Annotated in this window: 19 protein-coding genes; 12 read left to right on the forward strand and 7 right to left on the reverse strand. The window is 54.3% G+C overall.

Translation table 11 applies throughout. The features are described 5' to 3' along the window. Window positions 1–16: 16 nt before the first annotated feature. Complete coding sequence (locus AUMI_RS04420) at window positions 17–1,201, reverse strand: acyl-CoA dehydrogenase family protein (RefSeq protein WP_096381756.1); 1,185 nt, start codon at window positions 1,199–1,201, stop codon at window positions 17–19. Between the two features lie 9 nt (window positions 1,202–1,210). Continuing rightward, window positions 1,211–2,398, reverse strand: coding sequence for a CaiB/BaiF CoA transferase family protein (locus AUMI_RS04425; protein WP_172418255.1), 1,188 nt, complete (start codon window positions 2,396–2,398; stop codon window positions 1,211–1,213). A 128-nt stretch (window positions 2,399–2,526) separates the two neighbouring features. Here AUMI_RS04425 and AUMI_RS04430 point away from each other — a divergent pair, with 128 nt between their 5' ends. After that, window positions 2,527–2,751 carry a DUF3107 domain-containing protein gene (locus tag AUMI_RS04430; RefSeq protein WP_096381759.1) on the forward strand — a complete coding sequence of 75 codons (225 nt, stop codon included), beginning with the start codon at window positions 2,527–2,529 and terminating at the stop codon, window positions 2,749–2,751. 12 nt (window positions 2,752–2,763) lie between these two features. Here AUMI_RS04430 and AUMI_RS04435 read toward each other — a convergent pair whose 3' ends face one another. After that, window positions 2,764–3,486, reverse strand: coding sequence for a ferritin-like fold-containing protein (locus tag AUMI_RS04435; RefSeq protein ID WP_231951701.1), 723 nt, complete (start codon window positions 3,484–3,486; stop codon window positions 2,764–2,766). 140 nt (window positions 3,487–3,626) lie between these two features. On the opposite strand from AUMI_RS04435, the gene AUMI_RS04440 reads away from it, so the two are divergent. Together AUMI_RS04440 and AUMI_RS04445 are read left to right on the forward strand one after the other, a co-directional pair. Then, the gene (locus tag AUMI_RS04440; protein ID WP_096381762.1) at window positions 3,627–5,066 is read left to right on the forward strand and encodes a DEAD/DEAH box helicase; all 1,440 of its coding nucleotides are present in this window, start codon (window positions 3,627–3,629) and stop codon (window positions 5,064–5,066) included. Between the two features lie 5 nt (window positions 5,067–5,071). Next, window positions 5,072–5,773, forward strand: coding sequence for a GAP family protein (locus AUMI_RS04445; RefSeq protein ID WP_096381765.1), 702 nt, complete (start codon window positions 5,072–5,074; stop codon window positions 5,771–5,773). Here the strand turns inward: AUMI_RS04445 and AUMI_RS04450 are convergent, their stop codons facing one another. Further along, the gene (locus AUMI_RS04450; protein WP_096381767.1) at window positions 5,774–6,721 is read right to left on the reverse strand and encodes a DMT family transporter; all 948 of its coding nucleotides are present in this window, start codon (window positions 6,719–6,721) and stop codon (window positions 5,774–5,776) included. Window positions 6,722–6,749: 28 nt separating this feature from the next. Here AUMI_RS04450 and AUMI_RS04455 point away from each other — a divergent pair, with 28 nt between their 5' ends. Then, window positions 6,750–7,097 (forward strand): antibiotic biosynthesis monooxygenase family protein, encoded by a 348-nt coding sequence (locus tag AUMI_RS04455; RefSeq protein WP_096381770.1) that lies wholly within the window; start codon window positions 6,750–6,752, stop codon window positions 7,095–7,097. On the opposite strand, the gene AUMI_RS04460 is transcribed toward AUMI_RS04455, so the two are convergent. Further along, on the reverse strand, window positions 7,085–7,954 hold the full coding sequence (locus tag AUMI_RS04460) for a PHP domain-containing protein (protein WP_096381772.1): 870 nt from the start codon (window positions 7,952–7,954) through the stop codon (window positions 7,085–7,087). The genes AUMI_RS04455 and AUMI_RS04460 overlap by 13 nt on opposite strands. Before the next feature lie 68 nt (window positions 7,955–8,022). Between AUMI_RS04460 and AUMI_RS04465 the strand changes: the two genes are divergently transcribed. Then, the gene (locus AUMI_RS04465; protein ID WP_096381775.1) at window positions 8,023–9,480 is read left to right on the forward strand and encodes an aminopeptidase P family protein; all 1,458 of its coding nucleotides are present in this window, start codon (window positions 8,023–8,025) and stop codon (window positions 9,478–9,480) included. Window positions 9,481–9,482: 2 nt separating this feature from the next. Next, on the forward strand, window positions 9,483–9,860 hold the full coding sequence (locus AUMI_RS04470) for a DoxX family protein (protein ID WP_096381777.1): 378 nt from the start codon (window positions 9,483–9,485) through the stop codon (window positions 9,858–9,860). Here the strand turns inward: AUMI_RS04470 and AUMI_RS04475 are convergent. Beyond that, on the reverse strand, window positions 9,841–10,752 hold the full coding sequence (locus tag AUMI_RS04475; protein ID WP_096381780.1) for a LysR family transcriptional regulator: 912 nt from the start codon (window positions 10,750–10,752) through the stop codon (window positions 9,841–9,843). The genes AUMI_RS04470 and AUMI_RS04475 overlap by 20 nt on opposite strands. Window positions 10,753–10,841: 89 nt before the next feature. Here AUMI_RS04475 and AUMI_RS04480 point away from each other — a divergent pair, with 89 nt between their 5' ends. The 4 genes from AUMI_RS04480 (at window position 10,842) to AUMI_RS04495 (ending at window position 17,416) form a co-directional block, all read left to right on the forward strand. Beyond that, the gene (locus AUMI_RS04480) at window positions 10,842–14,276 is read left to right on the forward strand and encodes a bifunctional proline dehydrogenase/L-glutamate gamma-semialdehyde dehydrogenase (RefSeq protein WP_096381782.1); all 3,435 of its coding nucleotides are present in this window, start codon (window positions 10,842–10,844) and stop codon (window positions 14,274–14,276) included. 70 nt (window positions 14,277–14,346) lie between these two features. Beyond that, entirely contained in the window at window positions 14,347–15,684 is a 1,338-nt protein-coding gene (locus AUMI_RS04485; RefSeq protein WP_096381785.1) for a magnesium transporter MgtE N-terminal domain-containing protein, read from the forward strand. Window position 15,685: 1 nt separating this feature from the next. Next, on the forward strand, window positions 15,686–16,279 hold the full coding sequence (locus tag AUMI_RS04490; protein ID WP_096381787.1) for a DUF1003 domain-containing protein: 594 nt from the start codon (window positions 15,686–15,688) through the stop codon (window positions 16,277–16,279). 3 nt (window positions 16,280–16,282) lie between these two features. Further along, on the forward strand, window positions 16,283–17,416 hold the full coding sequence (locus AUMI_RS04495; protein WP_096381790.1) for an Mrp/NBP35 family ATP-binding protein: 1,134 nt from the start codon (window positions 16,283–16,285) through the stop codon (window positions 17,414–17,416). On the opposite strand, the gene AUMI_RS04500 is transcribed toward AUMI_RS04495, so the two are convergent. Continuing rightward, the gene (locus AUMI_RS04500; protein WP_096381792.1) at window positions 17,413–18,849 is read right to left on the reverse strand and encodes a gamma-aminobutyraldehyde dehydrogenase; all 1,437 of its coding nucleotides are present in this window, start codon (window positions 18,847–18,849) and stop codon (window positions 17,413–17,415) included. The two genes, AUMI_RS04495 and AUMI_RS04500, sit on opposite strands and share 4 nt — an antisense overlap. Before the next feature lie 123 nt (window positions 18,850–18,972). Here AUMI_RS04500 and AUMI_RS04505 point away from each other — a divergent pair, with 123 nt between their 5' ends. Both AUMI_RS04505 and AUMI_RS04510 read left to right on the forward strand, forming a co-directional pair. Beyond that, a complete protein-coding gene (locus AUMI_RS04505) occupies window positions 18,973–19,440 on the forward strand; it encodes an Lrp/AsnC family transcriptional regulator (protein ID WP_096381795.1) in 468 nt (155 codons plus the stop codon). A 144-nt stretch (window positions 19,441–19,584) separates the two neighbouring features. After that, entirely contained in the window at window positions 19,585–20,904 is a 1,320-nt protein-coding gene (locus AUMI_RS04510; protein ID WP_231951874.1) for an aspartate aminotransferase family protein, read from the forward strand. The last annotated feature ends 62 nt before the right edge of the window (window positions 20,905–20,966 follow it).

Genomic DNA, 20,966 nt, shown 5'->3' on the forward strand with positions numbered 1-20,966 from the left:
GCTCAGAACTCTGGGGTTAGCTAAACGCGTTCAACCCTGTCAGAGCACGACCAATCACCAGCTGATGAATTTCATCCGTGCCCTCATAGGTGCGCACGGCCTCAAGGTTTGCCATGTGTCGCATCACAGGGAATTCGCCAGTGATGCCATCCCCGCCAAGAATCGTGCGAGCTTCGCGGGCAATCTTGAGAGCTTCCCTGACGCTATTGAGCTTGCCGACACTGATTTGTGTGAGGTTCAAGGTTCCTGCATCCTTCTGACGGCCAATGTGCAGTGCGAGCAGAACACCCTTCTCGTATTCGAGAGTCATATCTGCCAACTTGGCTTGAGTGATCTGGAAAGAACCAATCGCTTTGCCAAAAACTTCTCTCTCTTTCGAGCGGGAAATAGCGGCGTCTAGACAGGCACGGGCTGCTCCCATGGCACCCCAGATGATGCCGTAGCGTGCCTCATTCAAGCATCCAAACGGTCCAGATAATCCCTGTGCTCCCGGCAGAATTGCGTCAGCAGGAAGACGGACATCGGTCAATTCGATATCGCATTGAATTGAGGCACGCATAGCGAGTTTGCCATCAATGGCTGTTGCTACGAATCCGGGGGTGTCAGTAGGAACAATGAAGCCTCGAACACCCTCATCAGTCATGGCCCACACGATGCACAGATCAGCCACAGTGGCGAGACCAATCCAGCGCTTGGCTCCGTTGAGAACCCAGGTGTCCCCTTCTAGCACTGCTGTGGTTTTCATGTTTGCTGGATCACTTCCGCCATGAGGCTCGGTCAGACCAAAGCAACCCAGCTTCTCACCCTTGGCCATCTGTGGCAGCCAGTAATTCTTCTGTTCTTCGGTGCCATATTTCGAGATGGCAGACATGGCCAACGAGCCTTGGACAGAAACAAAGGTGCGCCATCCGCTGTCGACCGCTTCCATCTCAAGACACACAAGTCCGTAGCTGACCGCGGAAGCACCAGCGCAGCCATAGCCTTTGATGTGCATTCCGAGGAAGCCTTGCTGAGCAATGAGGGGAATGAGTTCGTTGCGGAAATACTTCTTATCGAAATCGTCCTCAATCACGGGACGGATTTCTGTCTGAGCAAAGTCACGGGCCTTCATAGCCCACTCTTTTTCTTCTGGGCTCAGCAGCGCGTGGAAGTCAAAGACCTCATCAGCGAGAGATACGTCAGGATATTTAGCGGTGCTCATCTGATTTCCTTACTGTGTATCGGTTGACGAAAGCCAACCGACCTTTTCACTATGCTCTCCCAACGCTGGCGGAGCAAGCCGGTAGGTCGCTTCACGACCTGGAATATGAATGGGATTTGTCACTTGTCTTGTGCTGTGTGAACCCTGGGGGTAGGCGATTTCCACCACAGGATTAAGCCCCAGATCACTAGCGAAGTCGAATGCCTCAGGAATGGTGTTGACCAAACCAGCAGGAACTCCTTCCCCGCTGAGGAGGGCAACCCAGTGCGCTCCGGGTTCTGCAACCAGGACCTTTTCGAGTTCTTCTCGCAACTCAATCCGATGTGTTGCGCGACTGGGGTTATCAGCAAAGCGATAATCCGTTGCTAGCTCTTCACGGCCCAACAAGCTCACGAGGGTCTGGAACTGCCTATCGTTACCCACAGCAATCAAAAGTGGACGATCCTGGGCATCAAAGAGCTCATACGGGGCAATGCTGGGGTGTGCATTGCCGAGGCGTTGTGGGGTTACTCCTGCATTGAGTGCCGCACCAGCTTGATTCGTGAGGGCACTGAGCAAACTGGTCAGCAGATCAACCTCGACAAGTTGGCCGCTCCACTTTTCCGCAGGTGCATCATCGCGAGCTTTGAGGGCAAGCAAAATGCCCTGAACGGCATTCATGCCGGTCAGGATGTCCACAAGCGCAACACCAACCTTGGTGGGCCCGCCATCTTGAGGTCCAGTAATACTCATCAAGCCACCAACTGCTTGGACGAGCAGATCATATCCAGCAAGGGAGGCGCCTGTGCCGCTTCCAAAACCAGTGATGGAGCAGTAAATAACTCCAGGATTAATCTTTCGCGCCTGGTCAAAGTCCAGCCCCAATTTGGTCATCACACCAGGGCGGAAATTTTCAATCACAACATCCGCCGTGGCAAGAAGTTCAGTGACGTGAGCACGACCTTCTTCGCTACGTAAATCGATCACAACAGAACGCTTGTTGCGGTTCACGCTCGAAAAATAGGTGGAGACACCTTGCTCGTCGGCTGGAGGCAACCACGCCCTGGTGTCATCCCCGCTGTCGCTTTCTACTTTGATGACATCGGCACCAAAATCTGCCAGGGTCATCGTGGCATAGGGGCCAGCGAGTACTCGAGAGAAATCAAGCACTCGCAAACCGGAAAGTATGCCGCCCTGAGGAGCGGAAGCTGTTGCCATAACGCTTATCTTACGGGCCCAAATAATGTTGTGACAGTTACTCTGTTGGCGAAAGCAGGCCCTTCCAGCTTTGGCACACACTGCTTATGTCATAGTGTTGGCTTGTTCGATACCAGAAAGGTCTTCTCATGGAAATTCGCATCGGCATGATCAACACTTCCCGCGAAATTGGCTTGGAGACCAGCTCTTCTGTTGCAGAAGTTGAAGCACTCGTTGCAGATGCTCTCACCGGCAAGACTCCCCTGCTCAAGCTTTCTGATGAGAAGGGCAAGGTTTACCTTGTCTCTTCAGCAAACATTGCTTTTGTTGAGGTGGGTTCTGACCAGTCTCGCCGAGTCGGCTTCGTAGGCTAACGCCAACTTTTCTTAGGCTGTCAGGCCTAATTCATCCATGCGGCGCGAGTGCGCGGCAATGAGGTCAGTAAAGACAGGCTCCAGACGCTGTTCGTCGTCATCGTGGTTGCCAGATAGTTGCAAGGCTGAGCGCGCAACTAGCTGAGTATCGCCCACAAGGCGACGTCCCCACAGTGCCAACTGTGATGCAAGCTTGGGATCTGCAGCAATGCCTTCCTTGAGTAGATTCACAATCACATCAGCGGTGCGATCTGTTTTGAGTATCTCTTCAATACGTGGACGAAGTGCTTTAGGCAGACTAGTTACGAGACGAACAAAGAAATCATCGAGGAAACCTGCGGTGAGATACACTCCCAGCAGCATTTCATACCAGTTACGGCCTGAGGTGAGTTCTTCAAAAGTGTCAATGGCTGGCGCAAACGGTGCCATTGCCACTGCTGGGTCTACTTTTTTCTTGCGAAGTTCAGCAACCAAACCGTGGTGTTTGGCTAAAACCTCTCCCGCTGCAGCGCTGAGTCCCTCTTTAGCTTCTAGGTTGGGAGCTGCGGTCACAGCGCGGGTGAGAGATTCGAAGACAGCGAGTTCAAAATAGGCAACCTGCCCCAAATATGGCACCACATCAGGGGTCATATCGGAGAGATCTACCTTGTCTTCACGCTCAACCTTCTCTTGACGAGGTTTGAGGGTAGGGGCAACGACACGTCGCTTGCGAAGACCGAACCATGAAAAGACCACGTATCAAGCCTATTCCCTTGCGAGCATATGAGCGAGACGCCGATAGGCTTAGAAGGTCGCTACCGGCATCGGATCGGTAGCCCTACGCCTGGGTGACGAATAAAAAGGCGTAGAACCTTTTTAACACGACAGGCACACACGTGACTTTTGCAGACTTAAACATTGACGCTGACATTGTTGAAGCGTTGGCTTCTAAGGGAATTGTTGAACCGTTCCCCATTCAGGAACAAACAATTCCCCTTGCTCTGGGCGGCCAAGACATTATTGGTCAGGCCAAAACCGGTACCGGTAAGACCTTTGGTTTTGGGTTGCCAATTATTCAACGCCTCGGAACCAACCCCGGCCCCGGCGTAAAGGTGCTCGTTGTTGTACCCACCCGTGAATTGTGTGTTCAGGTTGCTGAGGACATGGAACTGGCCACCTCCAACCGTGAAACTAAGGTTGTCTCCATCTACGGCGGCAAGTCTTATGAGAGCCAGGTTGAACAGCTCAAGGCTGGTGCCCAGATTGTGGTAGGAACCCCAGGTCGTTTGCTCGACCTCGCCAATCAGCGCCTGTTGAGCCTGTCCGAAATTCAAGAAATTGTGCTCGATGAAGCAGACAAGATGTTAGATCTTGGCTTCCTGGCAGATATCGAGAAGATCTTCTCGCAGACTCCGCCTAAGCGTCACACCATGCTCTTCTCTGCAACGATGCCGGGACCCATTGTGGCACTGGCTCGTCGATTCATGAACAGCCCCATCCACATCCGTGCAACTGATCCAGATGAGGGCCTTACTCAAGCCAACATTAAGCACGTTATTTATCGTGCCCACAACATGGACAAAGATGAGGTCATTGCCCGCATTCTGCAGGCAGAAGGCCGAGGCAAGACCGTCATCTTCACTCGCACCAAGCGTGCAGCGTCACGCTTGGTTGAAGAACTCACCGACAGAGGCTTCCCAGCTGTGGCGGTGCACGGTGACCTCAACCAGGAACAGCGTGAACGTGGCATGGCACAGTTCAAGTCGGGCAAGAAAGACATCCTCATCGCCACCGACGTTGCCGCCCGCGGTATTGATGTGGACGACGTGACTCACGTCATCAACCACACCATTCCGGACGAAGACCAAACCTATTTGCACCGCGCTGGCCGAACCGGTCGCGCAGGTAAGACCGGTACCGCAGTGACATTCGTGGACTGGGAAGACCTCCACAAATGGTCACTGATCAACAAGGCTCTCGAATTTGGCCAGCCTGAACCCACTGAGACCTACTCGTCTTCACCACACCTCTACACCGACCTCAACATCCCTGCAGATGCGAAGGGCCGACTCAAGTCCACACCGCCCACCAAAACGGCAGAAGGTCACACTGGTCGTCAACGTGAAGGCCATGGTGGTCAGAAGTCAGGTGGCGGTGACCGTAACCGTCGTAGAACAAACAACCCGCCTAAGCACGTCAGCCCTGAGGGCAGTCACGGCGTTGCCGGCGGCGCACATGATGGCCGCGGAGACGAACACCATGACGGAAACAACCCGTCACGCACACGCAATCGTACCCGTCGCCGTGGCCCAGGTTTGGGCTCTACTCAGGGCTAAATTTTATGGGTAAGGAAGAAATAGAGTTACTTTTCCGAGTGATTCCTCTGGCTATTGGTGCCGCTTTCACTCCCTCGCTATTTGGTTTGCAGCTTGTGGCTGCCGTATCTCCACGCTGGGTCTCTCGGACTATTGCCACAGCCATTGGTGCCGGTCTTGCATTTGCCATCGCTATTTCTCTCTTGTTGTTCGGGTTTGCTTCATTGCCTGCGGATAACAGAGGCCAAGATTCGCCCCTCAGTGGAGCTATCTGGCTCATTGTTGGCATCGTGTTAGGCGCCTCGGCAACGTGGCTGTTTATGCCTCACCCTGAACTTGCGAAAAGTTCCGAAGTTCGCCTCACCGAAGGCCTCAACAAGGCACGACCAGTCACTTTCTTCGGCGTTGCTTTTGCGTTGAGCATCAAGGATGTCACCAGCTTTGCCCTGTTGATTCCCGCACTCCATGACATTGCCGCAAGCAAAGTTGATATTTGGTTCAAGGTTCCCACGGCGTTGCTTGTCTATCTGATCGCGCTCATTGGCGTTATTTTGCCCCCCATTTGGAGACTGATTAGACGCGAGCATGCCGAAGTCTTTTTGGACAAAATGTTCCGGTTCACCATGGATCACCAGTTCAAAATCCTGGGCGTTGTAGCAGTCTTCTTTGCTATTTACTGCATCATCATTGCCGTAGGCACTGGAAAATTCGGCTGGGTCAGCTGGTAGTTATTCCTTGCTCACTGTTTTCACGCGCGCACGAACTGCCACTGCAGCACAGGCAATAACTGCCGCTGCCGCAACCCACTCAGCGAAACCTACACTCTCGCCAAAAAACAGTGCTGCCCAAAAAATCGTCAAAAGCGGTTGGAGTAATTGAATCTGACTCACTGACGCCATGGGCCCAATAGCGAGTCCCCGATACCAGGCAAAGAATCCCAGATACATCGAAATCACCGCGATATAGGCAAAACCAATCCACGCTAAAGCAGGAACGCTTGCCCACTCCAAACCGGAGACACTTGTGATGGCCATGGGTAACATCACCGGCAATGCCACAATCAGTGCCCAACTAATTGTTTGCCATGATCCAATTTCTCGAGAAAGCATGCCACCTTCGGCATAACCAATAGCTGCCATGACAACGGCAGCTAGGAAGAACACATCACCCAGCTCGAGTGAGAATCCAGCTCCTGATGTGAGTCCTGAGAAGACAACAACTGCTATCGCCCCAAGTATCGAAGCAACCCAAAAGGTTTTCGAGGGGCGTTCCTTGCCGCGAATGACTGCAGCAACTGCCGTTGCTGCGGGGAGTAACCCGATCACCACTGCACCGTGTGAAGCAGGTGCGTGCTCAAGCGCAAACGAGGTGAAGAAAGGGAAGCCCACCACAACACCGAGTGCAACGACCCCCAACCGAACCCACTGCTTTCCGCGTGGAAGTGCGGAGCGCGTCACAGCGAGAACAATCGCAGCAATACCTGCCGCTACTGCTGCCCGGCCAGCGCCCAGAAAGACCGGAGGGAATCCAAGCAAAGCGATCTTTGTCATTGGCAAAGAGAAAGAGAAGGAAGCAATTCCAATAAAGCCAAAGATGAGGCCGGCATATTTCTTACCAAAAGACGTGTTTTTTGCTGCAGAACGATGACCGGGGGTCACTGTACTGTGATTAGGCATACTGTTCACTCTATTTGGAAGCCAACTTATGTACGCTGTCCAGTTCATATTTAATCCTGGAACCTACGATGACGAGTTCCATGTCCTCGATGACTCAATAGAACAGTTCGTCGCTGAGCTTCCCGGTTTTTTGGGTGTGGAAAAGTGGGTTAAACCCGAGACGGATATCAAGAATTCGATCTACTACTTCGAAACCAAAGAAGCGCTCACTCAACTCGCCCGATTTGGAAATCATCGAGAAGCTAAGGGGAAAGTTGCTCGCTGGTATGACGGCTACCAGGTAGTGATTACTGAAGTTATTGCTGCCTACGGCGATGGCAATATCCCGAGCATCGCTTCGACAATAAAAGGCAAATCTGCCTTTTACTCTGGATAACTTGGTTCAGAACCTGTTCCCTGCTCAATAATGCGAGCAAGCATTTCAGGTTCTGTAGTGTTCTCTCCTGGCTGGTTGGGTTTACCCGTGCCGTGGTAATCACTGGAGCCAGTGATAATCAGACCGCGTTCCTCACACAGTTCACGAAGAATCGTTTTGCCTGGTTCCATATTTTCCCGGTGTTCAATTTCGTAACCACCGAGACCTGCATCAATCAGGCGATCAATGTATTCCATCGGAGCCACACGCCCCTTCGTGGTGGGGTGAGCCATCACGGGAACACCACCGGCAGATCTAATCAGTTTCACAGCAGAGAGAGGGTCGAGGGCATATTGAGAAACGTAGTACGGCCCGTCTTTAGAGAGGATTCCTGAGAATGCTTCACTACGTTCAGAAATAATGCCCCGAGCAACCAACGCATCAGCAAGGTGGGGGCGACCCACGGATTTCCCAGAGGCTGAGACCTGCTCCAAAACATGGTCCCAAGTGATGTCGTAGTCTGCAGAGACGTTTTCTGTCATTTGGCGAAGACGATTTTCGCGGTCACTTTGTAGTTTCTTGAGTTCCTCAACCAAAGGTGCATAGTTGGGGTCGAAAAGATACGCCAGAATGTGGATGCTGCCGTATTCAATACGAGATGTGAACTCCATACCGGGGATGAAAGTCATCCCCAAACGCAGGCATTCTTCACGCGCTTCATCCCAGCCAGCAGTGGTGTCGTGGTCTGTCAACGACATCGTGCGCACACCAGCAGCGTGTGCCTCGCGCACCACGTCTGCCGGAGAGCCAGTGCCATCTGAGACATTGCTGTGGAGATGCAAGTCGATAGGACTTTGGGCTCGTAAAAATGCTTCCACCCTTTCACTCTATGCCTGGCTGGGGACATGCTGAGCCTTTTCCCAACAGACGGTGACAGACTAGAAGCATGAACGCGGAAGATGCCCAGCACGAAGCCCCTCTCGGCACCGAAAACAGGTCGACTACTCCGGCATCAGATACTTTCCAGAAATACATCGGGAGCAACTGGGCAGATCGGCCAGAGCAGATTCCCTCACCGCGTGAACAGGCCTCATATGCCGCTGCGCGTCGTGGGGCGCTGAGTAAAGCTCACCCGGGAAAGCGCATTGTTATTCCTGCCGGGCCAATGAAACGTCGTAGTAATGACACCTTTTATCCGTACCGTGCTGATTCAGCTTTTAGTTGGCTCACGGGATGGGGTTCAGATTCTGAACCTGACTCAGTTTTGGTAATGGAACCCACTGCCACAGGTCACGCAGCAACTTTGTATTTCCGCGAACGAGCAGGTCGTGACTCGGATGAGTTTTATGCAAACAGTGACATTGGTGAGTTTTGGATAGGCCCACGGCCCTCCTTAGCTCAGGTTGCCGGTGATCTGGGTATTTCAACCAAGCACCTCGATGAGCTTCCGGAAGCAGATAAGTCCGTGACCGAAATTCCTGAGGACCTTGCTCGCGATCTTTCCGAGATGCGTCTGGTCAAGGACGAGTATGAGATCTCGGAAATGCGCGAAGCAGTAGCCTCCAGTATTCGCGGGTTTGCAGATATTGCTCGTGTTCTGCCAGCAGTTGCTGGGAATACTCGCGGAGAGCGTCTCATCGAGGGAGCTTTTGCCTCTCGCGCTCGGTTGGAGGGTAATGGTGTTGGTTACGGCACTATTGCTGCCAGTGGTGCGCACGCCTGCATCTTGCACTGGGTCACTAACGACGGCGTCGTGAATGAGGGCGACCTCATTCTCATTGATGCAGGTGTTGAACGCGATAGCTATTACACCGCTGATGTGACACGAACACTGCCCGTCAGTGGCACCTTTACCCCGGTTCAGCGCAAGGTTTATGAAGCCGTGCGCGAAGCCGCAGATGCTGCCTTCGCCATTGTGAAGCCGGGGATTACTTTCCGTGATGTTCACAACACCGCGATGGCTGTTATTGCCCAGAAAACCTCAGAGTGGGGTCTTCTTCCGGTCACAGCTGAAGAGGCGCTTCTTCCCGAGAACCAGCATCACCGGAGATATATGGTGCATGGCACCAGCCACCACCTCGGTATTGATGTGCACGACTGTGCTCAAGCCCGCCGTGAAATGTATATGGACGGCATCGTTAAGGAAGGCATGATCTTCACGATTGAACCCGGACTGTACTTCCAGCCCGATGACCTCACTGTCCCCGAGGAATATCGCGGAATTGGTGTGCGCATTGAGGACGATATTTTGGTGACCGCCACCGGTGCGGAAAACCTGACCATTGCACTTCCGAGAACAGCGGATGACGTTGAGGCCTGGCTCGCCCCCCATGTGGCGGCAACCAAGGCAGCTAAAGCAGCACAGCTCAAAGTAGAGTCACTGGCCAAGAAGAAGCGGAAGTAACTATGACTAAGCGCGGTGTTGGTAGTTGGATAGTCATTGCGCTGTTAGGTCTCAGCGGTTTTCTCCACCTTGTTACTCCTCAAGGATTTCTGTGGTTGATGCCACCTGAATTGGGGGAAGGAGTCAACCTCGGGGTTGTCTATGTCAGCGGCGTGGTCGAACTGGTGTGTGTTGTCGGACTTCTTCTCAGAGCCCGTTGGGCGCCCACGGTCACGGTGCTAACGCTTCTGGCAATCTGGCCTGCCAATATTTGGTTTGCCTTCAGCACAATTGGGGCAGGGAACACCCTGTTGACGGTTATCGCGTTTGTGCGTCTGCCTTTGCAGCTGCTGTTGCTGTGGTGGGCGTGGAAGTCTCCGGTTAACGCGCGGCAGGGTTAACCAGTTCTGCAGTTCTTGAGAGAACATCCCGACAGACTTGGATAGCGGGGCTTCCCGCACTTGCCCTGCGTGCTGCCGTGAATACTGTTCTGCGCGGGTTGCCGGGAAGATCAATCAAATCGACGGTCACTTTTCGTCCGACCCAGGCAAGACCTGTCAGTAACGCAACTGCGTTACCGGACTCGACCAAGCGAATATGGGCTTGGATGTCAGCAGTTTCAAATTGCACATCAGGTTCAAAACCTGCTTGGCGGCAGGCTTGTTCTGCCCAGTGACGCGATGCCGTTCCGCGTGGCTCCATGACCCAGGGAAGCCCAGCAGTGTCAGCAAGTGACGAAATCGAATGTTCTGCTCTGAGTTTCGAGGAAACCCCCAGTCGAATGGGGTCAGTGGTGAGGTCAATACGATCCAACTCGGGATGCCGAGCAGCAGCATGGCCCGGATATTGCTCCGCAATAACCAAGTCATAGTCTCTAGCCCAGGTGGCATGCAGTGCTGCTTCTGGTTCTTGCTGGGTTATTTCTAAACGAAGCTGCGGATGTTCTTTCTTCAGTAGCGTCAATGCCTCTGGGAGTAATGCCAGGGCTGCTGACTGGAAGAGGGCGAGTCGAACTAAACCAGCAGGGCGCTCGAGAGAGGTCGTGATTTCTGATTCTGCTTGCTCGAGCACTTCCAGCACCGTGGAGGTGTGGCTTACAAGAATCTCTGCTTGCGGCGTCAAGATAACCCGGCGTCCACTCTTGCGCAGCAAGGGGACGCCCACCTCTTTCTCTAAGAGCGCGAGCTGTTGTGACACAGCAGAGGGGCTGTAGTTGAGGGCCTCTGCTACCTCGGCCAGGGTGCCGCGCAGCTTAACCTCCCGTAGCAGACGCAGTCGTCGCAGATCAAGCATGAGCACCTCTCAATAGTTAAGTATTACTAATGAGTAATAGTAACTAATGTGCGCTTTATCTAAAGTCTTTTGCCCACCAGACTATACACATGACCGCAGACGCATACTCTCCTGAACTGGCCAATGATTCCATCGCGCTTGTGCGCAAATGGCTCACGGAAGCACAAGGATTCCCTGTTGATTCCAGCGCTGTCATGCTGGGGGGAGTATTGAAAGATCCCACCGGACTGGCCTTCACCGTGGGCTTCGTCGATGGCGTTGTTCGCCCCGAAGATCTCAAGGTCGCAGCACACAACCTTCGTGAACTTGCCCCCAAGGTCCCTGGCTTCCTCCCCTGGTACATGCGGGCCGCAGTGCGCCTCGGTGGCGCATTTGCACCCCTGATGCCAGGAGTGGTTATTCCTATCTCTCGCAAGGTACTGCGCAACATGGTTGGGCACCTCATCGTGGACGCAACCGACGCCAAACTCGGTGGAGCTATTGCCAAGCTCCGTAAGCCAGGCATTCGCCTCAACGTCAACCTGCTTGGTGAAGCCGTCCTCGGCGAGCGCGAAGCAGCTCGCCGCTTGGAAGGCACACGCGCACTTCTGGCCCGCGATGATGTCGACTACGTCTCCATCAAAGTCTCTTCCACTGTTGCACCTCACTCTGCTTGGGCTTTTGAGCAGGACGTTGAGCATGTGGTTGAGCGCTTGCTCCCCCTGTTCCACCTTGCTGCTGAAAGCCCCACTCCTAAGTTCATCAACTTGGACATGGAAGAGTTCAAAGATCTCGACATCACCATCGCGGTGTTTACCCGCATCCTGGACCGTCCAGAGCTTTTGAACCTCGAGGCAGGCATTGTGCTTCAGGCATACTTACCAGATGCTCTTGCTGCCATGATGCAGCTCCAGGAGTGGTCTGCTGCGCGCCGTGCACGCGGCGGTTCCGGCATCAAGGTTCGTGTGGTGAAGGGAGCCAACCTTCCCATGGAGCGCGTTGAGGCAGCACTGCACGACTGGCCTCTAGCGACCTGGCACACCAAGCAGGACAGCGACACCAACTACAAGCGCGTGATTAACTACGCCTTACACCCAGAGCGCATTCAGAATGTCCGCATTGGTGTTGCCGGCCACAACCTCTTCGATGTTGCCTACTCGTGGCTTCTGGCAAACAAGCGTGGCGTGCAGTCAGGAATCGAATTCGAAATGTTGCTGGGTATGGCTCAGGGGCAAGCCGAAGCGGTCAAGAAGGACGTCGGCGGACTTTTGCTCTACACCCCTGTTGTGCACCCTGCAGAGTTTGATGTCGCTATTGCCTATCTAATTCGCCGCCTTGAAGAGGGCGCCTCTCAAGACAACTTCATGTCTGCCGTGTTTGAACTGGCAGCTAACGAAGCGCTGTTTGAACGTGAAAAGACACGCTTCTTGAACTCGCTTGCAGAGCTCGATGACAGTGTTCCTGCCTCGCACCGCGTGCAAGACCGCACGAAGCCTGCCGAGCCTATGCCTACTGACTCGTTCAAAAACGCTGCCGATACTGACCCTGCCATTGCTGCAAACCGTGCCTGGGGTGATGGAATTCTTTCCCGTATTGCTTCCTCTCAGCTGGGCAATGAGACCGTTGCGCAGCACACCATCACCACCGAAGCACAGCTTGAGCAGGTTTTTGCAACCGCGACCGGCCCCGGTGCGAGCTGGCGACAGAAGTCTGCCGCTGAGCGTGCAGAAATCCTTCACCGTGCCGGTGAAGTTCTTGAAGCACGCCGCGCAGAACTGATGGAAGTTGCTGCTAGCGAGACAGGGAAGACACTCGACCAGTCCGACCCTGAAGTAACCGAGGCTATTGACTTCGCTCACTATTACGCCGAGCAAGCTAAAAAGCTCGAGCGCATCTCCGGTGCGAGCTTTGTTCCAGCCGGACTGACAGTGGTCACCCCACCCTGGAACTTCCCCGTTGCGATTCCGGCCGGCTCGACACTGGCAGCTTTGGCCGCAGGATCCCCCGTAATCATCAAGCCTGCAGCACAGGCGCGACGTTGCGGCGCGGTCATGGTGGAAGCTCTCTGGGAGGCCGGTGTTCCTCGTGATGTACTCCAACTGGTCAACATGGGCGATCGTGCCCTGGGCAGCAAGCTGGTCTCGGACCCCCGGGTTGATCGCGTGATCCTCACCGGTGGTTATGAAACAGCTGAGCTATTCCGTTCTCTGCGCAATGATCTGCCTCTACTGGCAGAAACCAGCGGAAAGAACGCCATCATTGTCACCCCGAGCGCAGACCTCGACTTGGCGGCAAAAGATGTTATTTACTCTGCCTTTGGTCACGCCGGTCAGAAGTGTTCAGCAGCATCGCTGGTGATCTTGGTCGGTTCTGTGGCCACTTCGCAGCGATTCCGCAACCAACTACTTGACGGTGTTGCCAGCCTCAAGGTTGGCTACCCGCAGGATGCCACCACCCAGATGGGCCCCATCATTGAACCTGCCAAGGGCAAACTGCTCTCCGCTTTGACCTCCGTGGGCAAGGGCGAGAAGTGGCTTGTTGAGCCCAAGCAACTCGATGACTCCGGCAAGCTGTGGTCTCCTGGTGTGCGAGATGGCGTCAAGCCTGGCAGTGAATATCACTTGACCGAATACTTCGGCCCCGTTCTCGGAATCATGACGGCAAAGACACTGGAAGAAGCCATCGACATGGTCAACGCCATTGATTACGGCCTCACCTCAGGTTTGCACTCTCTCAACTCAGATGAGATTGGGCTCTGGTTGGAGAACATCCAAGCCGGCAACCTCTACGTCAACCGCGGTACCACCGGTGCAATCGTGCAACGCCAGCCCTTTGGCGGCTGGAAGAAGTCTGCTGTTGGCGCGGGTACCAAAGCTGGTGGACCGAACTACCTCATGGGCTTAGGGAACTGGGAAATTGCCCCCACGCAAGACATTGGTATTGCTCCCGTCTCGAAGTTTGTCACCACGCTCATTGACGCTATTGAGCGCTCAGAAACTCTCAATGGTGGGGAACTGTCCTGGATTCGCCAAGCAGCGAGCCTGGACCAGTTCGCCTGGGCCACCGAGTTCGGCGAAGCAATTGATGTTTCCCAACTGGGCGTCGAGCGCAACGTGTTCCGCTACCGCAGCGTTCCCACCAAGATTCGCCTGATGGAGCAGGGAAACCCGGTAGAGCTCTTCCGAGTTGTGCTGGCTGCACTACGTGCCGAATCAGACTTCACCATCTCTGTTCCCACCACATTGGGCGAGAAGTACCTGTGGGCTTTGCAGGCAACAGGTATTCGTGTTGACCAGCGCTCAGACCAGTCCTGGCTGGCCAGCTTGGCAGAAACAGAGCTGACAAATGCTCGCATTCGCCTCATTGGTGGAAGCGCATCACAGGTGACCGCAGCAACCAACGGCCGCCCCGACTTGGCTGTCTACGCCGGACCGGTGCTGCTAGCAGGTCGTATTGAAATGTTGCCCTTCTTGCGCGAGCAAGCAGTGAGCATCACAGCACACCGCTTTGGTACACCCAATCACCTCAGTGATGCACTGATCTAAACGCAGAATTCACCACCTGTTTGCGCCTCTCAAGGGGCGCAAACAGGCCTTAACGGGCTAAGTTAGAGACGTGACTGGAACACGAGTATTTGTTGCGCGCCTGACTGGTAGTGGCGTATTCGACCCCGCGGGTGACCGCCTGGGTCGCATTCGCGATGTCCTCGTGGTGTACCGCAAAGACAATGCCCCCCGCGTGGTGGGTTTGCTCGCTGAGCTGCCCGGTAAGCGTCGTGTCTTTATCTCGATTGGTCGCGTGTCCAGCATCGGCAGTGGACAGGTCATCACCACCGGCCCTATTTCCGACCGCAAGTTTGAACAGCGCGGCGGTGAAGTTCGCCTCCTTGCAGAATTCTTAGGCCGCAAGGTCACCTTCAATGACGGCTCCGGTGAAGGAATCATCGAGGACGCCTCGATTGAAGAAACCGGTCCAGGCGAGTGGGAAATTAACCAGCTTTTTGTTCGCCGTCCCCGTCAAAGCGGCGCCCCTTTTGCTAAGGGTCCCACGGCACTTGTTCCCTGGTCTCTCGTTACCGAGAAAACCAACGACGGTGAATCACAATCTGCTGAAGCACTGATTGCGTCCTACTCTGAGCTGCGTCCTGCTGACTTGGCAACAACCTTGCTGGATCTGCCTCAAGAGCGCATGCTCGAGGTTGCTGAAGAACTCCCAGATGACCGCCTTGCTGACGTCCTTGAAGAGATGGACGAGAGTGACCAAGTCGAGATTATGTCTCAACTCGACGACGAACGTGCTGCTGACGTTCTCGACGAGATGGAACCTGACGATGCTGCCGACCTCATTGCACAGCTTCCTGAAGAACGTGGTGAGCACCTCCTTGAGCTGATGGAGCCTGAGGAAGCGGATGACGTTCGTCTTCTACTCAGCTTTGGTGCTGATACCGCCGGTGGTTTGATGACGCCTGAGCCCATCATCCTCTCGGCTGAGTCCACTGTCGCTGAAGGTTTGGCCATGATTCGCCGTAATGAGACTGCTCCTGCTTTGGCAGCGGCAGTCTGCATTACCTTGCCACCCTATGAAGCACCCACTGGTCGCTTCTTAGGAATGGTGCACTTCCAGCGCATGCTGCGCTATCCCCCACACGAGCGCCTCGGGGCTCTCATCGATCCAGGTCTTGAGCCCATTTCGGTAGATACTCCAGCGCCTGAAGTGTCACGTATTTTGGCCAGTTACAACCTGGTTTCTGTTCCAGTTATTGATGAGAACCACCGCCTTGTTGGTGTGGTCACCGTCGATGACGTTCTTGACTACCTGCTGCCAGATGACTGGCGTAGTCACGATGATGACGAAACAGAAACCACACCGAATAAACGCACGCCTAAAAAGCGTCCAGTAAATAAGAGCGCTGCACCAGCAGCTAAGCCCGCAAGCCGAGGAAGGAGGGGCTGATATGGCACGATTCAACCGTCACGATGAAAGCTTCGACTCCCCCAAAGGCTTCAGCGCGCTCAACCCACGCCCCAACCGTTCTCGTGACCGTTTCGGGCGCTTCACTGAAGCAATCGCTCGCGGCATGGGTACGCCCTGGTTTCTTCTGGGTCTCACCATCTTTGCCATTGTCTGGATGGGATTTAACACGTTTGCTCCACCTGCATGGCGCTTTGACTCCTATGCCATCGGCTTCACCGCACTGACACTGATCCTGTCGCTACAGGCTTCCTATGCAGCGCCGATGATTCTGCTTGCACAGAACCGTCAAGATGACCGTGACCGCGTGCAATTTGAGCAGGACCGTCAGCGCGCTGAGCGTAACCTTGCTGACACCGAATACCTCGCTCGCGAGGTTGTAGCACTGCGCCTGGCCATGAAAGATGTTGCCACCAAGGACTTCATCAAGGCTGAGCTTCGCGCTCTCTTGGAAGAGTTGGACAAGGAAGAAACTCCCGCCCCCAGCAAGCCTGTTGCAAAAGCCCCCACCAAACCTGCCGCCAAGAAGGCTTCCGCTAAGCCAGCGACTCGTCCGGCTTCACGTTCGACTACCTAACACGTGACCAACCTTTCTCACGCTGTTCGCGAAGCTGCGGGATCAGTTATTGATCCCGAGCTTCGTCGTAGCTTGGCTGAGTTGGGGATGATTGGTGCTGTTTCTGCTGAGAATGGCGTTGCTCAAGTCGAAGTGCGCCTCACTATTGCTGGCTGCCCAGCAGCACAGAAAATCGAAAGCGATGTTCGTGCTGCCGCAGCCAGCGTCAGCGGTGTAACCGAGGTGGCTGTTGATGTTCAAGTGATGACCGCTGAGCAGCGTGCCGAACTGCTCGCACACCTTCGTCCCGGTGGTCCCAAGCAGAACCCGTTCGGTCCCGGCACACTCACCCGTGTGATTGCTGTCACTAGCGGAAAAGGCGGCGTGGGCAAATCAACCCTGACAGCGAATCTGGCCGCCTCCCTGGCCCATCAAGGATTCCGCGTGGGAATCCTTGATGCCGATGTCTATGGTTTCTCGATTCCTGCTCTGATGGGGCTAGCTCCAGACGGGGTCGCCGCTAAGCCCACGCGACTTGATGACATGATTGTTCCCCCTGTAGGTCACGATGTGAAGGTCATCAGCATTGGCATGTTCGTGGAGAACGCTAATGCTGCTGTTGCGTGGCGCGGACCGATGTTGCAGCGCACCATTACGCAGTTCCTCACCGATGTTTACTTTGGCGACCTCGACTTCTTGTTGTTAGACCTTCCACCTGGAACCGGCGATGTGGCCATCACGGTCGGCCAGCAGCTTCCCAATGCCGAGGTGCTCGTTGTGACGACGGGGCAAAGTGCTGCCAGTGAGGTTGCCGTGCGGGCCGGCGTCGTGGCACGCCAGACAGGCCAACGCATCCTGGGCGTTGTTGAGAATATGGGTCCTCTGGTGTTGCAAGATGGTTCAGCCATAGCCCTCTTTGGTCAAGGTGGCGCCGATGCCGTTGCCCACGAGCTGAGCATCGGCCAAGACAAAGCAATAGAAGTTCTGGCCAGAATTCCGCTGAGCTTGGGTTTGCGTGAAGGCGGAGATCAGGGGACACCTATTGTCCTTTCACACCCAGCAGACCCTGCAGCACTCGCCATTAACGAGTTAGCCCGCGTGATTGCTCACAGCGGGCCATCTCGTGCAGGTATCAACCTGGGTATTTCACCGGTTTAGTCTCCGATGTAACTCATCACGTGCTTGATACGTGTGTAGTCATCAAAGCCATATCCGGAGAGGTCCTTGCCGTAACCGGAGTGCTTGAAACCACCGTGAGGCATTTCAGCAACGATGGGGATGTGAGTGTTGATCCACACGCAACCAAAGTCCAGCTTTTTTGCCATGCGCATCGCACGGCCGTGGTTTTGGGTCCACACAGAGGACGCTAGTGCGTAGTTCACGTCGTTCGCCCAGGTGAGTGCCTGCGCTTCATCAGTGAACTTCTGCACAGTCATCACGGGGCCGAAGATTTCGTTTTGAATAGCCTCGTCGTTTTGCTTCAGCCCAGAAATGATGGTTGCTTCATGGAAGTAACCCTTATCTCCCTGACGTTGACCACCTAATTCAATGACCGCATTATCTGGCAAGCGCTCAATGAAACCCTGAACCTGAGCAAGCTGGTTCACATTATTGACCGGTCCAAACATGGTGGTGGGGTCAAGAGGTGAACCGGTGATCGCGTTAGCACGTGCATACTTGACCAGCTCTGCCATGAACTCGTTATAAATGCCTTCTTGCACCAGCAAACGAGTTGCTGCTGTGCAGTCCTGTCCAGCGTTGAAGTAACCAGCACCCACAATTCCTTCGACTGCTGAAGGGATATCGGCATCGTCAAAGACGATGACGGGAGCCTTTCCACCAAGTTCTAGGTGAACACGCTTAAGGTCCGTTGCTGCGCTCTTTGCTACTTCCATGCCGGCACGAACAGAACCGGTAATGGAGATCATTTGTGGAATCTTATTCTCCACCATTGCTTTTCCGGTGTCACGGTTACCCATCACCGCGTTAAAGACACCCGCGGGAAGGAACTCTGAAGCCATCTCCGCCAACAACATGGTAGAGGCTGGGGTGGTGTCAGAGGGCTTGAGCACGATGGTGTTACCGGCAGCAATAGCTGGAGCAAACTTCCACACCGCCATGTTAAGGGGGTAGTTCCAGGGCGTGACCTGACCAATGACACCAATGGGCTCGCGACGAATCATGGACGTGTGGTCAGCCATGTATTCGCCCGCGGACTTGCCTTCGAGGTGGCGGGCTGCGGTGGCAAAGAAACGAATCTGATCAACCGAGGGCATGATCTCGTATTCCACGAGTGTCTCGAGTGGCTTACCGGTGTCCTTGGACTCGACCTCGGCGAACTCACGTGCGCGAGCTTCCATGGCATCTGCGATACGGAACAGCGCTAGCGAACGCTCACTGGGAGTGGTCTCACCCCAGCTTTCGAAAGCTGTTGCCGCTGCGCTGTAAGCGTCGGCAACATCCTTCTCATTAGAGACCGGGCTGGTTGCATAAACCTCTTCGGTAGCCGGGTTCAGAATCTCTAGTCGCTCGTCAGAGCTGGATTCGACGAATTTGCCATTAACAAAGTTAGTGAAAGTGTGTGCACTCATAAACACAGCATATGACGAATAACGATAGTAAATAAAGGGTAATCCTGTGGATTTCGTAGTTTTCGATAGAGATTTCTGCGGTTTCACTTGCCTCGGTGGATTTTTAGTGCCAGAATCAAGCCCATGAACTCTAAGTCACGTACCGCACAACTTGATGAGGTATCCAAGGCCATCATCGAGCAGTTACAGGAGGACGGACGCAGGTCTTACGCCGAAATCGGTAAGGCTGTCGGTCTTTCTGAAGCAGCTGTGCGCCAACGTGTCCAAAAGCTCACAGACGCAGGCGTCATGCAAGTAGTCGCCGTGACAGATCCCATGCAATTGGGTTTCTACCGTCAAGCAATGATTGGTTTGCGCTGTTCAGGTGATACCCGAGCAATTGCTGACCAATTGTCCGCCATGAAGTCAGTTGATTATGTCGTGCTCACGGCAGGATCATTCGACATCATGGCTGAAGTTGTCTGCGAATCGGATGATGATTTGATCAATCTTCTGAATGAGCAGATCCGAAAGCTTGAGGGCGTTGTTTCAACCGAAACATTCGTATACCTCAAGCTCCACAAACAGTTATACAACTGGGGAACGCGATAAAAAATGCCGTTATTCACATCACGGAAGAAAAAAGAAGCAGCACACGTTGCTGCACCCACAGCGCATGTATCGGCAGAGAAGCCCTACACCGCACCGGTATACAACAACAAGGACCTTCAGAAGAAGGCCAATGACCACCTCTGGATGCACTTCACTCGTCAGTCAGTGATGCACGAGAATGGTGTGCCCATCATCGTCAAGGGTGACGGTCACATGATCACGGACATTCAGGGCAAGAGCTACATCGACGGCCTTTCGGGTCTGTTCGTTGTCCAGGCCGGTCACGGACGCAAGCGCTTGGCTGAAGCTGCTGCAAAGCAAGCTGAAGAACTCGCCTTCTTCCCCATCTGGTCGTACGCACACCCTTCCGCAATTGAGCTTGCAGATCGTCTCGCTGACTACGCACCAGGCGATTTGAACAAGGTCTTCTTCTCCACCGGTGGTGGTGAAGCAGTTGAGACTGCGTTCAAGCTAGCTAAGCAGTACTGGAAGAAGATGGGTAAGCCCACCAAGCACAAGGTGATTTCTCGCTCGGTTGCTTACCACGGAACACCCCAGGGTGCTCTCTCCATCACAGGTATCCCTGCGATGAAGGAAATGTTTGAGCCCTTGGTTCCTTCAACCTTCCGCGTGCCCAACACCAACTTCTACCGTGCTGAACAGCACCAAGATGACCTTTATGCATTCGGTCAGTGGGCTGCTAACCGCATTGAAGAAATGATTGAGTTCGAAGGTCCCGACACTGTTGCAGCTGTCTTCCTCGAGCCCGTGCAGAACTCCGGTGGTGCATTTGCTCCACCTCCCGGATACATGCAGCGTGTCCGCGAAATCTGCGACAAGCACGATGTGCTCATGGTTTCCGATGAGGTTATTTGTGCCTTCGGTCGTATCGGTGAAATGTTTGCCTGCAACGCCTACGGTTATGTCCCCGACATGATCACCTGCGCCAAGGGTATGACCAGTGGTTACTCCCCTATCGGTGCAACCATCATCTCCGACAAGATTTATGAGCCCTTCTCCAAGGGAACCAGTTACTTCCCTCACGGTTACACCTTCGCAGGTCACCCCGTGTCAGCAGCTGTTGCTCTGGAAAACCTCAACATCTTCGAAGAAGAGAAGCTCAACGAGAACGTGCGCACCAACTCGCCACTGTTCCGCGCCGAGCTCGAGAAGCTGCTCGACATTCCCATCGTCGGTGACGTTCGTGGTGACGGATACTTCTTCGCTATCGAGCTCGTCAAGGACAAGGCAACCAAGGAAACCTTCAACGATGACGAGTCCGAACGTTTGCTCCGTGGATTCCTCTCCAAGGCCCTCTATGACGCAGGTCTGTTCTGTCGTGCAGATGACCGTGGAGACCCCGTTGTTCAGCTTGCACCACCGCTGACGATTGGTCCCAAGGAATTCGCAGAAATGCGTGAAATCCTTGAGGGTGTCCTCAAAGAGGGTGCTCGTATCGTCTAAGTATTGAGACTCTGACTCTGGCGGAGGTTGACGAAATCATCCGCAAGATGTCAGTATCCCAA

It is taken from the genome of Aurantimicrobium minutum (assembly GCF_002355535.1).
GTDB lineage: Bacteria > Actinomycetota > Actinomycetes > Actinomycetales > Microbacteriaceae > Aurantimicrobium > Aurantimicrobium minutum.